This is a genomic window from Janthinobacterium sp. 13, from assembly GCF_002749695.1.
GTDB lineage: Bacteria > Pseudomonadota > Gammaproteobacteria > Burkholderiales > Burkholderiaceae_D > Janthinobacterium > Janthinobacterium kumbetense.
In genome coordinates, this window is record NZ_PEEQ01000001.1 from 3,591,424 (window position 1) to 3,608,648 (window position 17,225).

General features: G+C 49.9%; 13 protein-coding genes. All 13 read left to right on the forward strand.

Annotated features, from left to right (window positions below):
* The first annotated feature begins 1 nt into the window (after window position 1).
* The 13 genes from CLU94_RS15710 (at window position 2) to CLU94_RS28065 (ending at window position 17,224) form a co-directional block, all read left to right on the forward strand.
* Window positions 2-706: a DUF4197 domain-containing protein gene (locus CLU94_RS15710; protein WP_099666285.1), complete on the forward strand. Its 705-nt coding sequence runs from the start codon at window positions 2-4 to the stop codon at window positions 704-706.
* A 424-nt stretch (window positions 707-1,130) separates the two neighbouring features.
* Window positions 1,131-4,025 carry a YjbH domain-containing protein gene (locus CLU94_RS15715; protein WP_373610057.1) on the forward strand — a complete coding sequence of 965 codons (2,895 nt, stop codon included), beginning with the start codon at window positions 1,131-1,133 and terminating at the stop codon, window positions 4,023-4,025.
* Window positions 4,026-4,078: 53 nt separating this feature from the next.
* A complete protein-coding gene (locus tag CLU94_RS15720) occupies window positions 4,079-6,007 on the forward strand; it encodes an SLBB domain-containing protein (protein ID WP_099666287.1) in 1,929 nt (642 codons plus the stop codon).
* A gap of 104 nt (window positions 6,008-6,111) precedes the next feature.
* Window positions 6,112-7,332, forward strand: a complete 1,221-nt coding sequence (locus CLU94_RS15725; protein ID WP_099666288.1) for a GumC family protein — start codon at window positions 6,112-6,114, stop codon at window positions 7,330-7,332.
* A gap of 57 nt (window positions 7,333-7,389) precedes the next feature.
* Window positions 7,390-8,160 carry a glucose-1-phosphate cytidylyltransferase gene (gene rfbF / locus CLU94_RS15730; protein WP_099666289.1) on the forward strand — a complete coding sequence of 257 codons (771 nt, stop codon included), beginning with the start codon at window positions 7,390-7,392 and terminating at the stop codon, window positions 8,158-8,160.
* On the forward strand, window positions 8,160-9,227 hold the full coding sequence (rfbG, locus tag CLU94_RS15735) for a CDP-glucose 4,6-dehydratase (protein WP_099666290.1): 1,068 nt from the start codon (window positions 8,160-8,162) through the stop codon (window positions 9,225-9,227). Before rfbF ends, rfbG begins: the two co-directional genes overlap by 1 nt.
* Window positions 9,228-9,257: 30 nt before the next feature.
* On the forward strand, window positions 9,258-10,583 hold the full coding sequence (rfbH, locus tag CLU94_RS15740) for a lipopolysaccharide biosynthesis protein RfbH (RefSeq protein WP_077408253.1): 1,326 nt from the start codon (window positions 9,258-9,260) through the stop codon (window positions 10,581-10,583).
* Between the two features lie 177 nt (window positions 10,584-10,760).
* Window positions 10,761-12,017 (forward strand): hypothetical protein, encoded by a 1,257-nt coding sequence (locus CLU94_RS15745; RefSeq protein ID WP_143451435.1) that lies wholly within the window; start codon window positions 10,761-10,763, stop codon window positions 12,015-12,017.
* Window positions 12,018-12,026: 9 nt separating this feature from the next.
* A complete protein-coding gene (locus CLU94_RS15750; RefSeq protein ID WP_099666292.1) occupies window positions 12,027-13,043 on the forward strand; it encodes a glycosyltransferase family 2 protein in 1,017 nt (338 codons plus the stop codon).
* A gap of 3 nt (window positions 13,044-13,046) precedes the next feature.
* A complete protein-coding gene (locus CLU94_RS15755; protein WP_257218832.1) occupies window positions 13,047-13,682 on the forward strand; it encodes an acyltransferase in 636 nt (211 codons plus the stop codon).
* The gene (locus tag CLU94_RS15760) at window positions 13,679-14,812 is read left to right on the forward strand and encodes an NAD-dependent epimerase/dehydratase family protein (RefSeq protein ID WP_099666293.1); all 1,134 of its coding nucleotides are present in this window, start codon (window positions 13,679-13,681) and stop codon (window positions 14,810-14,812) included. The genes CLU94_RS15755 and CLU94_RS15760 overlap by 4 nt, the downstream gene beginning before the upstream one ends.
* On the forward strand, window positions 14,809-15,690 hold the full coding sequence (locus tag CLU94_RS15765; protein WP_099666294.1) for a glycosyltransferase family 2 protein: 882 nt from the start codon (window positions 14,809-14,811) through the stop codon (window positions 15,688-15,690). Before CLU94_RS15760 ends, CLU94_RS15765 begins: the two co-directional genes overlap by 4 nt.
* A 190-nt stretch (window positions 15,691-15,880) precedes the next feature.
* Window positions 15,881-17,224, forward strand: coding sequence for a hypothetical protein (locus CLU94_RS28065; RefSeq protein ID WP_143451436.1), 1,344 nt, complete (start codon window positions 15,881-15,883; stop codon window positions 17,222-17,224).
* Window position 17,225: the final 1 nt, after the last annotated feature.

The following is a 17,225-nucleotide window of genomic DNA, read 5'->3' on the forward strand; positions in this document are numbered from 1 at the left end:
TATGCGCCTGAACCCTTTCCCTGGCCGTTCGGCCGTCCTCCTGTGCGCGTTGGTGTTGCTGTCGTCGGGCGCAGGCGCCGCCGGTCCCCTGGATGCCCTCAGTAACCAGGATGCGAGCAATGGCTTGAAGGCGGCGCTGGAAGCCGGATCGGCCGCCGCCGTTGCCAAGTTGGGCATCGAAAATGGTTTTCTCAATAACGACAAGGTGAAGATCAAGTTGCCCGGCATCCTGGAACAAGCCAAGCCCTTGCTGAAAATGACGGGCCGCGGCCAGCAACTGGACGATCTGGTGGTGTCGATGAACCGTGCCGCCGAATCGGCCGTACCCATGGCCAAGCCATTGTTGCTCGACGCTGTCAAATCGATGAGCGTGAGCGATGCAAAAAATATCCTGTCCGGTGGCGATACCTCCGTCACGGATTTCTTCCGCCAGAAGACATCGGCACCCCTGGCCGTCAAATTCCTGCCCATCGTGAAATCCGTTACCGACCGTTCCGGCCTGGCCAGCAAGTACAACAGCACCATGAGCCAGATCGGCAAGACGGGACTGATGCCGCAGCAGCAATCGACGGTGGAAGGCTATGTCACGGACCGTGCGCTTGACGGCCTGTACCTGATGATCGGCGAGGAAGAAAAAGCCATCCGAAGCAATCCGCTCGCATATGGCAGCAAGATTATCGGCAAAGTATTTGGCAGTTTGAAGTGACCTTTCCCGCCTGCCGCAGCGCCGCAGGCGGCGTTTGCGGTGCAGGGGCAGGTGTGGCGCTAGGGAAACAAGTTAAGCATTTGCTACAAGAAAACAATGTTAAAATTCCGCGACATATATTCCTGAGGCATGATTAAGCAACGATCTGTTGCCCGGGAGTGCCTAGTTTTAGTGGCGAACTGATACGTGGCATTGCAAGATGCCCGTGGGTTGGCCTTTTTTCGTTTCATTCACTTTTCCCCAAGCTCATTGATTTTCTGAAGACATTGTCAGGAATTCCAGGTGCAGGATCTTTAGGTAGCCGGATTTGTTAAGCGTACTCAGAAAATCAATCAAATATACCTGGTGTGGCTGTCTGGTGCTTGGCGCGCCTTCGGTGATGGCCGCGACCCCGAATCATGGTGGCCAGTCCGGGTATATCAATATGCCCAGCGCCGTGGTGGAAACGGATGGTACCTTCAGCGTCGGCTACAGCTACGACAGCCCGTATGGCCAGTTATGGGCGACGGCGAATATCCTGCCTTTCCTGCAAATGACGGGACGTTATGTGTCGATCACGGGCATACCCGGTTTTACCAATGTGCCCGGTGAATATGGCAGTGGCTATGGCCGCTACAAGGATAAAGTCGTCGACGGCAAATTGCGCCTGTGGACAGAAACGGAGTGGATGCCGTCCGTTGCCGTCGGCATGACGGATTTGTTCGGTACCGAGCTGTTCAAGGGCCAATATGTGGTTGCCACCAAGACATTTGGCGTCAGCAAGAATATCGAAGCGAGCCTCGGCTATGCTCATAAACGCCCGGACGGGGTGTTCGCCGGCGCGCGCTGGACGCCGGCCGCGCTGCCACGCTGGTCGGTGGTGGCCGAATACGATACAACGAATTACTTGCGCGACTTCCGTGCCAGCGAAACGGACGCCGGCAAGCGCCGCAAAGGCGCGTCCGTGGGCCTGGAGTACCGCTGGGGCTGGCTTGCCTTGCAAGCAGCCCGTAACCGCGACCAGTTCAGCGTGAACGCCTATATCAGCATTCCGTTTGGCGAACGCGAGTTTGTCCCCAAGGTGTACGAACCGCCGTATTTCGTGGATGACAAGAATCCGCCACCGCTGCCAAGCAAGGAAGAATGGCACCGCGACGCCGTGTATGGCGCCGACCTGGTCAATGCCCTGGTGAAGCAGGACTACAAGAACATCCGTGTCGAGCAGGAAGGCAATGTCCTGAGCCTGAGCCTGACCAACAGCCGGATTTCGAACATGGGTCGCGCCGTTGGCCGTGCCGCGCGCACGGCTGTCGCCTTCGCGCCAAAGGGCGTGACGACCTTGCGCATCACGTATACCAAGCTGGACCAGCCAATCGCCACCTACGAATTCTTTGATTTGCCAAAACTGAATGACTATTTGGCAGGCAAGATCGACCGCAAGGCCTTCCTCGACGTCGTGCTGCTGCGCTACCCTGAAAAAAGCGATGTCATCCGGGACGATCAGCAAGGCTGGCTGCAGGAATTCCTCGACAAGCCGGCACCCGTCGTTGCCGCAGCACCTGCACCAGTACCTGCGCCCGCGCCGGTACTTGCCGCCGCTTCCGCGACTGCCATGGCGCCCGCGGCGTCTGCTCCTGCCGTTTCCGCACCGGCTCCCGCCAACGCCGCCAATGTCCTGCAGGACGATGGCAAGCTGGCCGTCGGCGTTGGCGTCGATGGCGACGTGGTGCAAATCAAATCGCTGGACCGGGAAGCGAACCGTTTCAAGGTCGCTCCCAAGGTGGGCTTCTTCTTCAATGACCCGAGCGGTGCCTTCCGTTATTCGATCTCGGCCGTGGCCAACTACGACCGCCGCCTGGGCGACGGCCTGTACCTGAATAGCGCCGCCAGCCTGCAGTTGCTGGAAACCGTATCGGGCGTCAAGCAGCCATCGAACAGCAATTTGCCGCACGTGCGTACCGATATCGCGGAGTATTTGCGCGGCGGGCGGTTCTCGCTGAGCCGCGTCTTGCTGAACAAATACAACAATCCCGCCGAGCGCGTGTATACCCGCATGTCGGCCGGCCTGTATGAAGACATGTTCCGCGGCGTGGGCGGCCAGGTGCTGTACCTGCCGAAGGATAGCCGCTGGGCGGCCGACGTGGCTGTCGATGCCTTGCAGCAGCGTGGCTACAAGGGCTTGCTCGATTCGCGCGACTACAAGACGGTGACGGCGATCGGTTCCCTGCATTACCGCTTGCCGCACGATATTACCGTGACGGCGCGCGCCGGCCGCTTCCTGGCCAAAGACACGGGCGTGCGCGTGGAGTTCAAGCGCCGCTTCCAGTCCGGCATCGAAGTCGGCGCGTGGTACACGCATACGAACGGCAACGACATCACCAGCCCTGGCACGCCGTCGAAGCCGTATCAGGACCGTGGCATCTTCCTGTCCGTGCCGCTGAACAGTATGTTGCCGATGGATACGCAATCAACGGCCGGCTTTGCCATTGCGCCATGGACGCGCGACGTGGGGCAGATGGTGGCCTCGCCTGGCGACCTGTACGACATGTTCGAGCGCCCGCGTGCCGACATGCACAGCTACGATGGCCTGGGCAACTTTGCCGAGCGCCCGGACGAACAGCACCTGCCTGCCGTCAATCCGCCAGACCGGCCGTTTGTCAGTCCATGGCCCGCCATGCGCGCGCGCCTGGAGCAATCCGCATCTGCGACGCCCAGCGCCCCTGAGTGGCTCAAGGCGACGGCGGTGGTCGGGGGCGTGGTGCTGGCATCAGCCCTCAGCGACAAGCCCGTCGACCGTTTCGTCAAGAAGCACGAGGATTCCAAGGTCTACCGCAACTGGGACAAGCTGGGCAAGGCCATGCCATACGCGGCAGTGGGCGCCGCTGCCGCCGCCTTCGCCTTGGGCGATGAGCGCATGCAAAATACGGGACTCATTTCCCTGCAATCGGTTGCCGTGGCAACGGGCGTGGCAGTGGCCGGAAAATATGCGTTTGGCCGCGCCCGACCCGAGGAAGACCTCGGGACGTGGAGCCGCGTCGGCAGCGGCAGTTCCCGTTCGAACTCGTCGTTCCCTTCCGCGCATGCCGCGATCGGCTTTGCTGCCGTGACGCCATTTGCCAAGGAATACGATGCGCCCTGGCTGTACAGCGTGGCCGCCGTGGGTTCCGCCGGCCGCGTGTTTGGCCGCAAGCACTGGGTGTCCGACACGGTCGCCGGCGGCATCCTGGGCTACGCCATGGGCAGCTGGCTGTGGCACGCGCAGCGCGACCAGAGCAAATCGGGTTTGTCGATCAATCCCGGCCCGAAAGAAATCAGCGTGACTTGGCAGGGCAAGTATTAAGCGCGCATGGCGCTCCCTTTACTCATACAACATTCATCCAGACAAAGACCAGCATGAAAAAGCAATTTCGTACTCCCCCGCCTTTCGTGAAACACATGATTTTCTCGGCTTTCCTGCTGGGTGCAACTTCGGCCTATGCCGTCGAACAGGAACTTGGCGTAACTGACATGCCCCGCACGGATATTTCTCGTGCACAGGCGAATGAAATGGGCGGCAGCAGTTTGCCCAGTATTCGCAGCGGACGCGGTGAGCAGCGTCAGGCAAAAAAAGTCCCCGTCAACAGTAACGGCAAACGGAGCATTGTGGGTACTGGTACTGATGTTGATGCGCCAGTCGGGGCTTTCGAAGAGTATGTCGATGGCGTGACCGGTAAGAAATTGAGGATCTTTGGCCAGGATCTGTTCGGCGACGTGCCGTCCACCTTTGCGCCGCTCGATGGTGTCCAGGTGAACCAGGAATACGTGATTGGCACGGGTGACGAGTTGCAGGTACGCGGCTGGGGCATGGTTGACATTGACGTCAGCGCCACGGTTGACCGCAGCGGTGCGATTTTCATCCCACGCGTCGGCTCCATCAAGGTCAGCGGCGTGCAGTACAAGGATTTGCAGGGCTATTTGAAAAAGGCCATCGGCAAGATATACACCAATTTCGACTTGACTGCGAGCATTGCGCAAACGCGTGCCGTGCAGGTCTACGTGGTTGGCCATGCCGTTCGTCCCGGTACGTATACCCTCAATTCCATGAGCACCCTGCTCAACGCCCTGTTTACCTCGGGCGGTCCGGACGCTACCGGCAGCATGCGCAGTATTCAGCTCAAGCGCGGCAAGGATACCGTCACCACGTTCGACCTGTATGACATGCTGGTCAACGGTGACAAGAGCCGTGACGTCACCTTGCGCGACGGCGACGTGATCTATATTCCTGAGGTGGGCCCGCTGGTGGCCTTGACGGGCAGCGTGAAGCAACCGGCCATCTTCGAGTTGAAAGGCAACGCGACACTGGCTGATGTACTGAGCTGGGCCGGCGGTTTTGATTCGGCGGCGGAAACCAAGCAGATCGTGGTCGAAAAGAACATCGACAATCAATATAAAACCGTGCTGGAACTGGTAGCCGACAAAGGCGTTTCCAACAGCCAGTTGGCCGGCATTGCCGTCAAGCCTACCGATATTCTGCGCGTGTTCGCACCAGGCGCTGTACCCGTCCAGGCACAAATCCAGAATGAATACGTGCGCGTGGCTGGCGAAGCAAAGCAAAGCGGTATTTTCCTGTTGAAAAAAGGTGAAACCTTGCGCGAACTGATCGCCCGTGTCGGTGGTGCCAATGAAAACGGCTACCTGTACGCCACCCAATTGAACCGCGAATCCGTACGCCGCGCCCAGCAAATCAAATTGAACCAGGTGGCCGACCGCTTTGAGCGCGACCTGGAATCGAATGCCACCCAGCGCATCTCCTCGAGTGGCGACAAGGAGAATGCGGCAAAAACGGCTGCTGAAGTCGAGCAGCAGCGCCGCATCGTGCAAAAACTGCGCACCGTCAAGGCAGAAGGCCGCATTGTGCTCGATTTGCCTGGCGTCGATACGCAAGTGAAAAACCTGCCCGATTTGCCCTTGCAGGACGGCGACTCGATCCTGATCCCGCGCCGCCCCGGCACCGTGGATGTGCTGGGTTCTGTCTTCCAGCAAAACGCGTTCGTTTATCGCTCACAGCGCACGGTCAACGACTATGTACAGCAAGCTGGTGGCATCACCGCGAATGCGGATAAATCCGAAATGTACGTGATTCGTGCGGATGGCACGGCGAAAAGCGGCCAAGGCACCGGCTGGTTCGGTGGCCTCGGCGGCACGGCGTTGAATCCGGGTGATACCGTCGTGGTGCCTGAAAAAATCGAACGCAGCACGTTCATGCAGAGCTTGAAGGAATGGACAGCTATTTTTTATCAGTTTGGTTTGGGTGCGGCTGGTTTGAAGGTGCTGAAAGACTAATGTCAAGTAGATGCCAGGGTATCTTGATAGTTATGCGATATGCGTAAGACAAACGAACCTTGGTGACGCTGAAAATATGACGGGTTATCAACCGAGAGAAAAAGATGTCTGAGCAATTAAAAAATAGAGAGCAGAGCGTACCGATGAATGAAAATAATGATGAAATTCACTTATTGGATATATTGACTGCACTTGCCCGGCAAAAAAAAATATTGTTTATGGTGCCGTTGGTAACGGGAGTATTGGCAATCGCTGTTGCATTCCTGATTAAGCCGACTTTTTTATCGACAGCAGTCATTTTACCTCCTCAGCAGCAAAGCTCGGGAGTCTCTGCCATGTTGGGACAGCTTGGCGGGCTGGCTGGAGCCGCCGGCGGCATTGCAGGGTTGAAAAATCCTAATGATTTGTATGTTGCCATGTTGCAAAGTCGAACCATCGCAGACAAACTGATAAGTCAATTTGATTTGAAAACACGCTTTGATGTGGAAACATTAGACGAGGCGCGCAAGAAATTGGACGGCATGGCGACTGTCGTTAATGATAAAGCCGGAACTATTTCTGTGCTTGTCGAAGATAAAGATCCGAAATTTGCGGCCCAAATAGCCAATGCCTTTGTCATTGAGCTGTCGAATTTGACCAAGGGCCTTGCGATAACCGATGCTGCGCAGCGCCGCCTGTTTTTTGAAAAACAGTTAGTCGCGGTTAAAGACGACTTGGCGAATGCCGAAATTGCTTTGCGCAAGACACAGGAAAGTACTGGCATGCTGCAATTGGATGGACAAGTCGAGGGCATTATCCGTAACGTTGCCCAGTTGGAAGGAACGATTGCAGCCAAAGAAGTGCAACTGAATGCAATGCGGAGCTTTGCAACAAATAACAATCCAGATCTTATGCGTTTGCAGGGGGAAATACAAGGATATCAAGCTCAACTTGGTAGATTGAAAACAGGGAAATCATCCAAGGACGGCGATTTGATGGTGCCAACCGGAAAGATTCCTGAGGTGGGGGTTGAATATATACGAAGCTTGCGTAATGTTAAATATCAGGAAACCATATTTGAATTGCTGTCAAAACAGTATGAGTTGGCAAAAATAGACGAGGCCAAAGAATCGTCGAACATACAAATTCTCGATAGTGCAGTACCGGCAGAAAAAAAATCAAAACCGAAAAAAATGATTATTATTATTTTGGGATTTGTCGGTGGTGGATTCTTGGCATTGTTTTTGGCATTGATGCGTGATGCATATTTGCGGTCTGCTCATGATGAGGGCAGCAAATATCGTTGGAGCGCTCTGAAAAATGCTTGGGCGGGAAAAAATAATTGAATAGCGGGTATGCCTGGGCCTGCCTGCGGGTAGTAAATTGAAGAGTAAGGGAATTAAATGAAAGCTGTTATTCTGGCGGGAGGATTGGGAACCCGTATTAGTGAGGAAACATCAACAAAGCCCAAGCCGATGGTGGAAATTGGTGGCAAACCGATCCTCTGGCATATCATGAAGTCCTATTCTGCACATGGTGTTAATGATTTCATCATCTGTTGCGGCTACAAGGGCTATGTCATCAAGGAATATTTCGCGAATTATTTCCTGCACACGTCGGACGTGACGTTCGATATGCAGAATAATCAGATGGAAGTGCATGCGCGCAATGCCGAGCCGTGGAAAGTGACGCTGGTCGACACGGGCGACGAGACCATGACCGGCGGGCGTCTGAAGCGTGTCCAGCCCTACCTGGAAGGCGAAGAGGCATTCTGTTTCACCTACGGCGATGGCGTGAGCGATGTCAACATTACTGAATCGATCGCCTTCCACAAGGCGCACGGCAAGCTCGCCACCCTGACCGCGACCCAGCCGCCCGGCCGCTTTGGCGCGCTGAATCTGGATGGCAACAAGATCAACAGTTTCCAGGAAAAGCCGCAAGGCGATGGCGCCTGGATCAACGGCGGCTATTTCGTGCTGTCGCCGCAAGTCATCGACTATATCGCCGAAGACAGTACCGTGTGGGAAAAGGCGCCGATGGAGCGCCTGGCGCGGGAAGGCGAAATGCATGCCTTCTTCCATCATGGCTTCTGGCAACCGATGGATACCCTGCGCGACAAGGTACATCTGGAAGAACTGTGGCAATCGGGCAAGGCCCCCTGGAAGGCGGCTTGATGAATCCTGCATTCTGGCAAGGAAAACGTGTTTTCCTCACCGGCCATACCGGCTTCAAGGGTGGCTGGCTGAGCCTATGGCTGCAGCAGCTTGGCGCCGACGTGACCGGCTATGCGCTGGCGGCACCGACCACCCCCAGCCTGTTTGAGGTCGCCGACGTGGCCAGTGGCATGCAGTCGATCATCGGCGACGTGCGCGATGGCGACGCAGTCAAGCGCGCCATGGCCGCCGCGCGCCCGGACATCGTCATTCACATGGCCGCCCAGCCGCTGGTGCGCTACTCGTACGCCAATCCGGTGGAAACGTATTCCACCAACGTCATGGGCGTGGTGCATGTGCTCGAAGCCGTGCGCGCCACGCCTGGCGTGCGTGCGGTGGTGAACGTCACCAGCGACAAGTGCTATGAAAACCGCGAATGGCCGTGGGGCTACCGCGAAAACGAGGCCATGGGCGGCTACGATCCCTACAGCAACAGCAAGGGCTGTGCCGAACTGGTGACAGCCGGCTACCGCAGTTCCTTCTTCCATGCCGACAAATACGCCGAACACGGCGTGGCTCTGGGCAGCGGCCGCGCCGGCAACGTCATCGGCGGCGGCGACTGGGCGCTGGATCGCCTGATCCCGGATATGCTGCGCGCGATCGGCGCCGGCGAGCCGGTAATGATCCGCAATCCCCATGCAATCCGCCCGTGGCAGCATGTGCTCGAGCCGCTTAGCGGCTATCTGACCCTGGCGGAAAAGCTGTATACGGCAGGCCCCGTGCATGCCGAAGGCTGGAACTTCGGTCCGCACGATACCGACGCCAAGCCCGTCGAATGGATCATCGAGCGCATGACGCAAGAATGGGGCGCGGGCGCCTCCTGGTCGCTCGATGGCCAGGATCATCCGCATGAAGCGACCTATCTGAAGCTCGATTGTTCCAAGGCACGCGGCCAGCTGGGCTGGCATCCGCGCTGGGACATCGGCCAGACCATCGCCAAGATCGTCGAATGGCATAAGGCCTGCGACCAGGGCGCGGACATGCGGGCAATGACGCTGGCGCAAATCGCCACCTATCAAAATACCTGATTAATTACCTAATAAATTGAAGGCTGTATCATGAGCGAACAACTGACCCAACAACAAATCCGCGAGCAGATCGCTGCCCTGGTGGCGCAATACGGCGCACTGGCCAGCGTGCCGAAACCCTTCGAGCCGGGCGTGACGGTGATTCCACCGGCCGGCAAAGTCGTCGGCGCCCCCGAGATGGGCCTGATGGTCGAAGCCTCGCTCGACGCCTGGCTGACCACGGGGCGTTTCAATGACGAATTCGAACAGCGTCTGGCCAAGTTTATCGGCGTCGAATTCCTGATCACGGTGAACTCCGGCTCGTCGGCCAACCTGGTGGCCTTCTCGGCGCTGACGTCGCCGAAACTCGGCGCGCGCGCCATCCAGCCCGGTGACGAAGTCATCGGCGTGGCGGCTGGTTTCCCGACCACCGTCAATCCGATTTTGCAATATGGTGCGGTACCCGTCTTCGTCGACGTGGAACTGGGCACCTACAATATTGACGCCAGCAAAATCGAAGCGGCCATCACGGACAAAACCAAGGCCATCATGCTGGCCCATACCCTGGGCAATCCGTTCAACCTGGAAGTCATCGTCGCGCTGTGCAAAAAGTACAATCTGTGGCTGGTGGAAGATTGCTGCGACGCCCTGGGCGCCACGTACAACGGCCAGATGTGCGGCACCTTCGGCGATATCGGCACCATGAGTTTCTACCCTGCGCACCACATTACCATGGGTGAAGGCGGCGCGGTGTTCACTAACAATCCGGAACTGAAAGCGATTGCCGAATCGTTCCGCGACTGGGGCCGCGACTGCTATTGCGCGCCAGGCAAGGACAACACCTGCGGCCAGCGCTTCTGCTGCAAGCTGGGCACGCTGCCGGACGGCTATGACCACAAGTACACCTACAGCCACCTGGGCTACAACCTGAAGATTACCGACATGCAGGCCGCCTGCGGCTTGGCGCAGATGGACCGCGCGGCCGGTTTCGTGCAGGCGCGCAAGGACAATTTCAACTACATGAAAAATGGCCTGCAGAGCTGTGCGGAGTTCCTGATCCTGCCGGAAGCGACGCCGAACTCGGATCCCTCGTGGTTCGGTTTCCCGATCACCCTGCGTCCGGAAGCGAATGTGGACCGTGTCAGCCTGCTGACCTTCCTGGACCAGCACAAGATCGGTACGCGTCTGCTGTTCGCCGGCAACCTGACGCGCCAGCCGTACATGATCGGGCGTAACTACCGTGTCTCGGGCGAGCTGACGAATACCGACCGCATCATGCACGACACGCTGTGGATCGGCGTCTTCCCGGGCCTGACCCGCGAAATGATGGATTTCTCGATCAGCAAGATCGAAGAATTCTTTGGCGTGAATTTCTAATACATCTGAGTATGCATATCGTCGCTGAACTTTTGCAGAGCACTCTTTTGTTGCAACCAGATCGCTTCGATGAGATGTGGAGCTTTTTTGTCAAAACCTGCAATGAAAAATTATTGCCCGCGCTCGATATCGATTTTGAGTTGAAAGACGACGTTTAGTATGCTTCTCAAGTACAACATGCTCGCGGTTCTCGGCGCCGGAATTGGCCTGATGAACTCGGTGCTGGTATGGAAACTGTTTGGTACGGATATTAACTCTGATATCTGGTTATTGAATGTTGGAGTTATAGCGATACTAAGCTTGTTGGTACTGATTGGAGTAGAGCAGTTCCAGGTATTTTATACCGAGATATATCTAAGAAATAAAGAGGATGCTGCTGATTTCTTGGGAGGTGCATTTGTATGGGCAATAGTCAGTGGCTTAGTATTTAGCGCAGTTTGCTTTGTAATTGTTGATGCAATAATGGATGGATTTGCAGGAGGATTTGGAAGGCAAGCCAAGGAACTTGCCATCCCCGTATTTTTAATATTACTAATCCAGGTAGCTTTTTCGCCGCTGCTTCATGTAGTGCGCTGCACCTTGAATGTGCATCACTATTATGGTGCATCTTATTGCCTATCCTTGATATTGCCTTTAGGTCAATTATTAAGTTTGCTTGTTTTTATTTTTCTTGATGAGCATGATGTTGTTGAACTTGCTAAATGGAGCAGTTTTTCGATATTGGTGCAGTTGGTGTTGTATCCATTAATTTTGATCAAATGGGCAAGTTTCCCCAAAAATATAGATGCAAAATTTTTCATTTCGTTCATAAAAAATAGTTTTACGATGCGCATTGGACATTCCTTTCATAATTTCTTTGTCGGAATGATATTAAACAATGCGCTTTCATATCTGGCGCCAGGAATGATATCCATTTTCCAATATGCCAAGAAGTTTTCGGACGGTTTGGCTGGCGTTGCAATAGGCCCGCAAGCCAATATATATCATGCCAGGCAGGCCAAAGCATGGGTTGAGCGTGATAAAAAACTATTTTATGTCAATGTAAAAGTTTATTTGAAAAATACCCTCCCGATTTATATGGTGGGAGTATTTTTAGTTTGGTTTATTATGCCATGGCTTCTGGAGATTCTATCCCAAGGACGTGATGCCGACAGCGTTATCGGGATTAAATTTGTATTTCTTGCTTTGGCTGCATGGCAAGGAATTATTTCGATAGAAACAATATTCGCGGGAGTCGTCGTTATCGCAAAGCGCAGTATGATTCTATGGATGGTCAATGGATTATTTATTATCAGCTTTTTTGTTACGGTAAAATTTATTCCAAATAATTTTTCTGTATGGTGGCTTGCCATTGCTGGACTGCTAACCCAGTGCATAAACTTTATTTTTTACGCTGCCTTTGCATGGCGATTAACCAATAAACATTTTCCATAAAGATAAATTATGCATTTGCCAAAAATTAGTGTGGTTATCCCTACTTATAATCGTGCTAAATATCTTGATCAAACAATAGGTAGTGTAATCTGCCAAAAGAATGCCGATTTCGAAATAATAATTTCTGATAATTGCTCAATTGATAATACTTTTGAGGTGGTCGAAAAATATTTAATGAATCCACGTGTTAAGTATTTTAAAAATGCAACAAATATTGGGATGGTAAATAATTGGAAAGAGGCAGTGTTTAATCGCTCTAGCGCGGAGTGGTTTATTATTTTATCGGATGATGATTATTTTGTTAATGATGATTACTTGAGAAGTGTATTAAGCTGCATAGAGAAAAACGAAAATATTGTACTTGTGTACGGTGAAGGTACTATTTTTGATGAAACAAAGAAAGAAAGTACATTTCTTTCCTTGCCATTTCCCGATGTTGTTTCAGGAATAGATATTTTTATGTCGCGGGGTACAGTGAAACCCCAAGATGCAACTTTATGCAATATGGCATTCAATCGAAGATTAGCGATGGAGTTGAATGCATTCTCCAATCCGGATAATTTATCCTGCGACTCTGAATTGTACCTAAAATGTGCATTGCTTGGAAATGTTGGTATTGTCAAGGGAAACAATTCTGTCTATCGGTTTCATTCAAGCAACTTGGTTAATACAATTTCATCTTCACCATCGTTAAGATTGGGAAATCTCGATTTTATTTTTAATGTGCATGATTTTGCAAAAGATAAATTAAATGCAAGTCAGATTCATAAATTTCTTGAGAATGTGAATGCAAAAAATGGAGTCCAATCATGCTTGTTGAAATCTGCAGCTATTGGTTTGGATCAATACATCCTGTGCAAAAAATATTTGCTTGAAAAAAATCATGGTTTGACAAAATTATTTATTGAAGAACCTGCTTTCAAAATAAAACTATTTTTATGTCGTTATTTTGGAAGGGTATTACCTTTTTATCTTGGTTTAAAAATGAAATTTTTACGGATGAAAATATCCAATTCTATTGGATGATAAATGATGATTTTGAAAATTGTTAAATTTCTCCATTTGCCATTCCATGAGAAAATTAATAGATGCTTTCTAATATTGGCTATTTTAAAAACAAAAATTTATTATAATTTTGTTTTTAAGAAAATTGGCAAGCGATCTTTATTATTTAAGCCACTTTACATCGGAAATCCTCAATGTATAGAAATTGGGAATAATACGATGATACGTTCGGGGGCTCGACTGGAAGTTGTTGGAGAGAATAATGCATGGGAGCCAGAATTGTTAATTGGCGATAATGTAAATATAGAGCAAAATGTACACATTGTTTGTGGTTCGAGAATATCGATAGGGAATAATGTTTCGATAACGGGGCATGTTGCTATTGTTGATGTGAATCATCCTTATAATGATATTTATAATTCAATAAAGGTTGGAGACAGAGTTCAATGTGAAGGTAATTATGTTGAAATCGGCGATGGTGTTTTTATCGGCTATGGTTCGATAATTCTACCAAATACCAGGATCGGAAAAAATTCTATCATTGGTGCTCATACGGTAGTTAATTCTGACGTACCAAGTTACTGCATAGTTGGTGGGAATCCGATGCGGATTATAAAAAAATATAATTTTGAGTTAAACGAGTGGGTAAAGATGCAATGAATATATTGATAACAGGTGGTGCAGGTTTTATCGGATCAAATCTTGCTTTGCAATTAATAAAAGCAGGACATGTAGTTACGATTCTGGATAATTTATCCCCACAAATTCATGGCCCGAATCCAGCCGTAACATCAATGCTGTATCGCAGTATCAAAGACAAAACAAATTTTGTACTTGGGTCTGTTACGGACCGCGCCGCTTGGGAATCTGTTTTACCTGGTCAAGATGCGATTGTGCATCTTGCTGCGGAAACTGGTACTGGGCAATCCATGTATGAAATACGCCGTTACGTAGATGTTAATATTGGTGGTACGGGTTTGATGCTGGATTTATTGGCAAATGGTTCATATCAAATCAAAAAAATTGTAATAGCGTCGTCGCGCTCGATTTATGGCGAAGGGAAGTATCATTCTTCTGCATTGGGCATTATCTATCCCGGTGCACGCAAGGATGAAGATATGCAAGCAGGTCGATTCGAACCTTTATGTCCAAAGACGGGAGAACCGTTGATGCTGCTTGCTACCGATGAAGACTCAAAAATTCATCCATCGTCAGTTTATGGTATTACCAAACAAAATCAGGAACAGATGGTAATGACGGTCTGCGCTTCAATCGGAATTGGCGCCACAGCTTTGCGCTATCAGAATGTCTATGGCCCTGGCCAGTCCCTGAGTAATCCTTATACCGGTATTTTGTCGATTTTTTCAACCCGGATTAAAAATGGAAATGGTCTGAGTATTTTTGAAGATGGTAAGGAGAGCCGTGATTTTGTATTCATTGAAGATGTCGTTGCTGCAACGACCCTTGCATTGACGAGTGACGCGGCGAATGGAGAAGTATTTGGTATCGGAGCTGGCGTTGCGACGGATGTACTCACTGTTGCCAAGTCATTGGTCGGTCTGTTTGGCAAGGAAGTACCCATCGAGGTGACCGGTGCTTATCGTCTCGGTGACATTCGTCACAATTATGCTGATATAGCCAAAGCGAAACGTTTACTTGGATTTCAACCTAAAGTGCCGTTTAGCGAAGGCATTGCTAGTTTCACAGCTTGGGTAAACGAACAGGAAGTACAGACGGATAACTACGAGTCAAGCATCGAAGAAATGAAAAAACGGGGATTGTATAAATGACCCCTCAAGTTGGTTTGGTAACTGTTTTATTCAACAGTGCTGATGTCTTGCCTGGTTTTTTTGAAAGTTTAACACGTCAAAAATTCTTGGATTATTGGCTATTCATCATTGATAATAGTTTAGATGATCTATCTTTTTTAAAGTCGCAAGAGTTGATAAAAAAGACTGGCATGCAGAATGTTACGTTGATAAAAAATGATCAGAATGTCGGTGTAGCAAAAGCGAATAATCAAGGTATTGCACTTTCACTGAAAATGCAGTGTGAATATGTCTTGCTTCTTAACAACGATATTGAGTTTAAAGATGCCGATTTATTGAGTCGCATGCTTGCATTGGCGAAAAAACGTGATGAGAAAATAGTTGTTCCAAAAATCTACTTTCACGACTCTGGATTGATCTGGTGTGCGGGTGGAGAGATTAAGAAGTGGCGCGGCAGCACGATTCATCGAGGCGAAGGTGATGCTGATATTGGGCAATATGATATGGCCGAATATACAGCTTATGCTCCAACATGTTTCATGTTGATCCACGCATCGGTATTTGAAAAGGTAGGAATCATGGATGAGCGGTATTTCGTATACTACGATGATACCGATTTTGTACTGCGTTGTAACCAGAATAATATTCATGTTTATTATTGGCCCGAAGGCCAGGTATGGCACAAAGTAAGTAGCAGTACCGGAGGGGATATGACACCTTTTTCGGTATATTTCGGATCGAGAAATCGTATATATTTTATAAAGAAAAATTACCCTGCATTCGTAGCGTTAGTTGCTTTGACTTTTTTTATTTTGACAAGGTTTTTGAAATTTAAGCTATATAGGTTGGATTTACGTAAGAAGTTAATCTCAGGTATTTTTGATGGTTTCAAGATGTAATATCTTCCACTGCGTGGTAGAAGCAGTGCCATTTAAAGATATGCTGTATTGCAATATGCCACTACTGAAGAATTCACTGAGAGCATTGTCATGCCAAAATGACTGTGATGTATCTCATGATAGTCGGCGACGTTGTCAACAGCACTTCTTTCAGATTTATTTTTAGTTGTATTAGCATTTGGCAAAATAGATGAAAAATTATTTTTTGCTTGAGAAAAATAATCAAATGGGGTTGATGCAGGGTCTGTTTATTGCAGCAGCTTTTACATCCTCATTCGATATTTTTTTAATTATAAATCTTGGTCTAAATTTCAGAATTTCACAAATATTTTTGCTATTTCCTATTTGTATAGTGATGGCGAGCATGCTTGAGAAGAAATTTACTGTGCCATTGGGACTGAAGTGGCTGTGTTTATGGGCAGTATTTATTTTATTGTTTATTCCCAATGGAAGTTTCCCTGAGCGGAGTATTGGATATTTTGCCTGGCTAGTTATCAATATTGCCACTATTTTCGCATGCGTCCAGATTTTTTCCAGTAAGGAAAAGGTAAGGCTGCTGATGAGATGGTATATTTATTCTTTTGTTGCCATTGCATTATATGGGGTGCTGCAGTTTATTTCTCCATTGATTGGCCTTGGTAGTTTTTTACTGGTTCAACAATGGTGGATTCCTGGTGTTTTGGCCAGGATCAATGGATTCTCATATGAACCATCTTTCTATGCCACTTATCTGTTAATGGGCTGGGTTGTTTGCGCATATTTTATGGAAGTTAAGAATACATTATTTTCCAGAAGAATTTTGAAATTTTGCTTCTTAACAATTACCCTTTCAATAGTCCTAAGTTCTTCGCGAATGGGACTGCTGATGATAATTCTTTGGTATTTACAGCACCCTGTACGTTTCTTCGTGAAACTCGCATGCGGAAAAGTGGATCGAAAACTGGCGAAAATCGTATTATTCATGAGCGCCCTATTGATTTTCCTGGTGTCAGCTATCGTATATGTGATTGGCATCGACAATATTGCTTTTTTGTTTCAAGGTGTTGGGTTATTTGGCGGATCTTCTCACTCGGTCAATGATCGTGAGAATGGATTGCGTGATACTTTAACGCTGTTTCTTAATAATCCGATTATTGGCACAAGTTTGGGAGGGATTGCTCCTGGAATTGCCAAGTTACACGGAGTAACCAGTCTCGATTTTGAAACTGTCAAATTATACGAGGGTAATGCAGTATTTGCAGAAGTTTTAGCTGCCAGCGGATTTTTTGGATTCATTCCCTTCATGATTTATATCTTCATGATCGTTGTCGAACCCATGCGCCTAGCCAGAAAATTGCCGCCTGAGCAGGCACAGATTTTGAAAGGTCTGGGTCTGGCACTGCTGTTTGAGTTTTTGATATTGCAATTTAATCAAAACATTTTACGTCAATATTTATGGATACATATCTCAGTAATGGCAGCCGTTTATGCAGTATTCAAACGCCAAAACTTGTCTGTAATAATTCTTGATAACCAAAATTCTTTGAAGGTATAGT

Coding starts and splice junctions, on each gene's coding strand:
- rfbG (WP_099666290.1), top strand. CDS start 8,160: ATGAATCCTGCATTCTGGCAAGGAAAACGTGTTTTCCTCACCGGCCAT.
- rfbH (WP_077408253.1), top strand. CDS start 9,258: ATGAGCGAACAACTGACCCAACAACAAATCCGCGAGCAGATCGCTGCC.
- CLU94_RS15725 (WP_099666288.1), top strand. CDS start 6,112: ATGTCTGAGCAATTAAAAAATAGAGAGCAGAGCGTACCGATGAATGAA.
- CLU94_RS15710 (WP_099666285.1), top strand. CDS start 2: ATGCGCCTGAACCCTTTCCCTGGCCGTTCGGCCGTCCTCCTGTGCGCG.
- CLU94_RS15715 (WP_373610057.1), top strand. CDS start 1,131: ATGCCCAGCGCCGTGGTGGAAACGGATGGTACCTTCAGCGTCGGCTAC.
- CLU94_RS15720 (WP_099666287.1), top strand. CDS start 4,079: ATGAAAAAGCAATTTCGTACTCCCCCGCCTTTCGTGAAACACATGATT.
- CLU94_RS15745 (WP_143451435.1), top strand. CDS start 10,761: ATGCTCGCGGTTCTCGGCGCCGGAATTGGCCTGATGAACTCGGTGCTG.
- CLU94_RS15765 (WP_099666294.1), top strand. CDS start 14,809: ATGACCCCTCAAGTTGGTTTGGTAACTGTTTTATTCAACAGTGCTGAT.
- CLU94_RS15755 (WP_257218832.1), top strand. CDS start 13,047: ATGATGATTTTGAAAATTGTTAAATTTCTCCATTTGCCATTCCATGAG.
- rfbF (WP_099666289.1), top strand. CDS start 7,390: ATGAAAGCTGTTATTCTGGCGGGAGGATTGGGAACCCGTATTAGTGAG.
- CLU94_RS15750 (WP_099666292.1), top strand. CDS start 12,027: ATGCATTTGCCAAAAATTAGTGTGGTTATCCCTACTTATAATCGTGCT.
- CLU94_RS15760 (WP_099666293.1), top strand. CDS start 13,679: ATGAATATATTGATAACAGGTGGTGCAGGTTTTATCGGATCAAATCTT.
- CLU94_RS28065 (WP_143451436.1), top strand. CDS start 15,881: ATGAAAAATTATTTTTTGCTTGAGAAAAATAATCAAATGGGGTTGATG.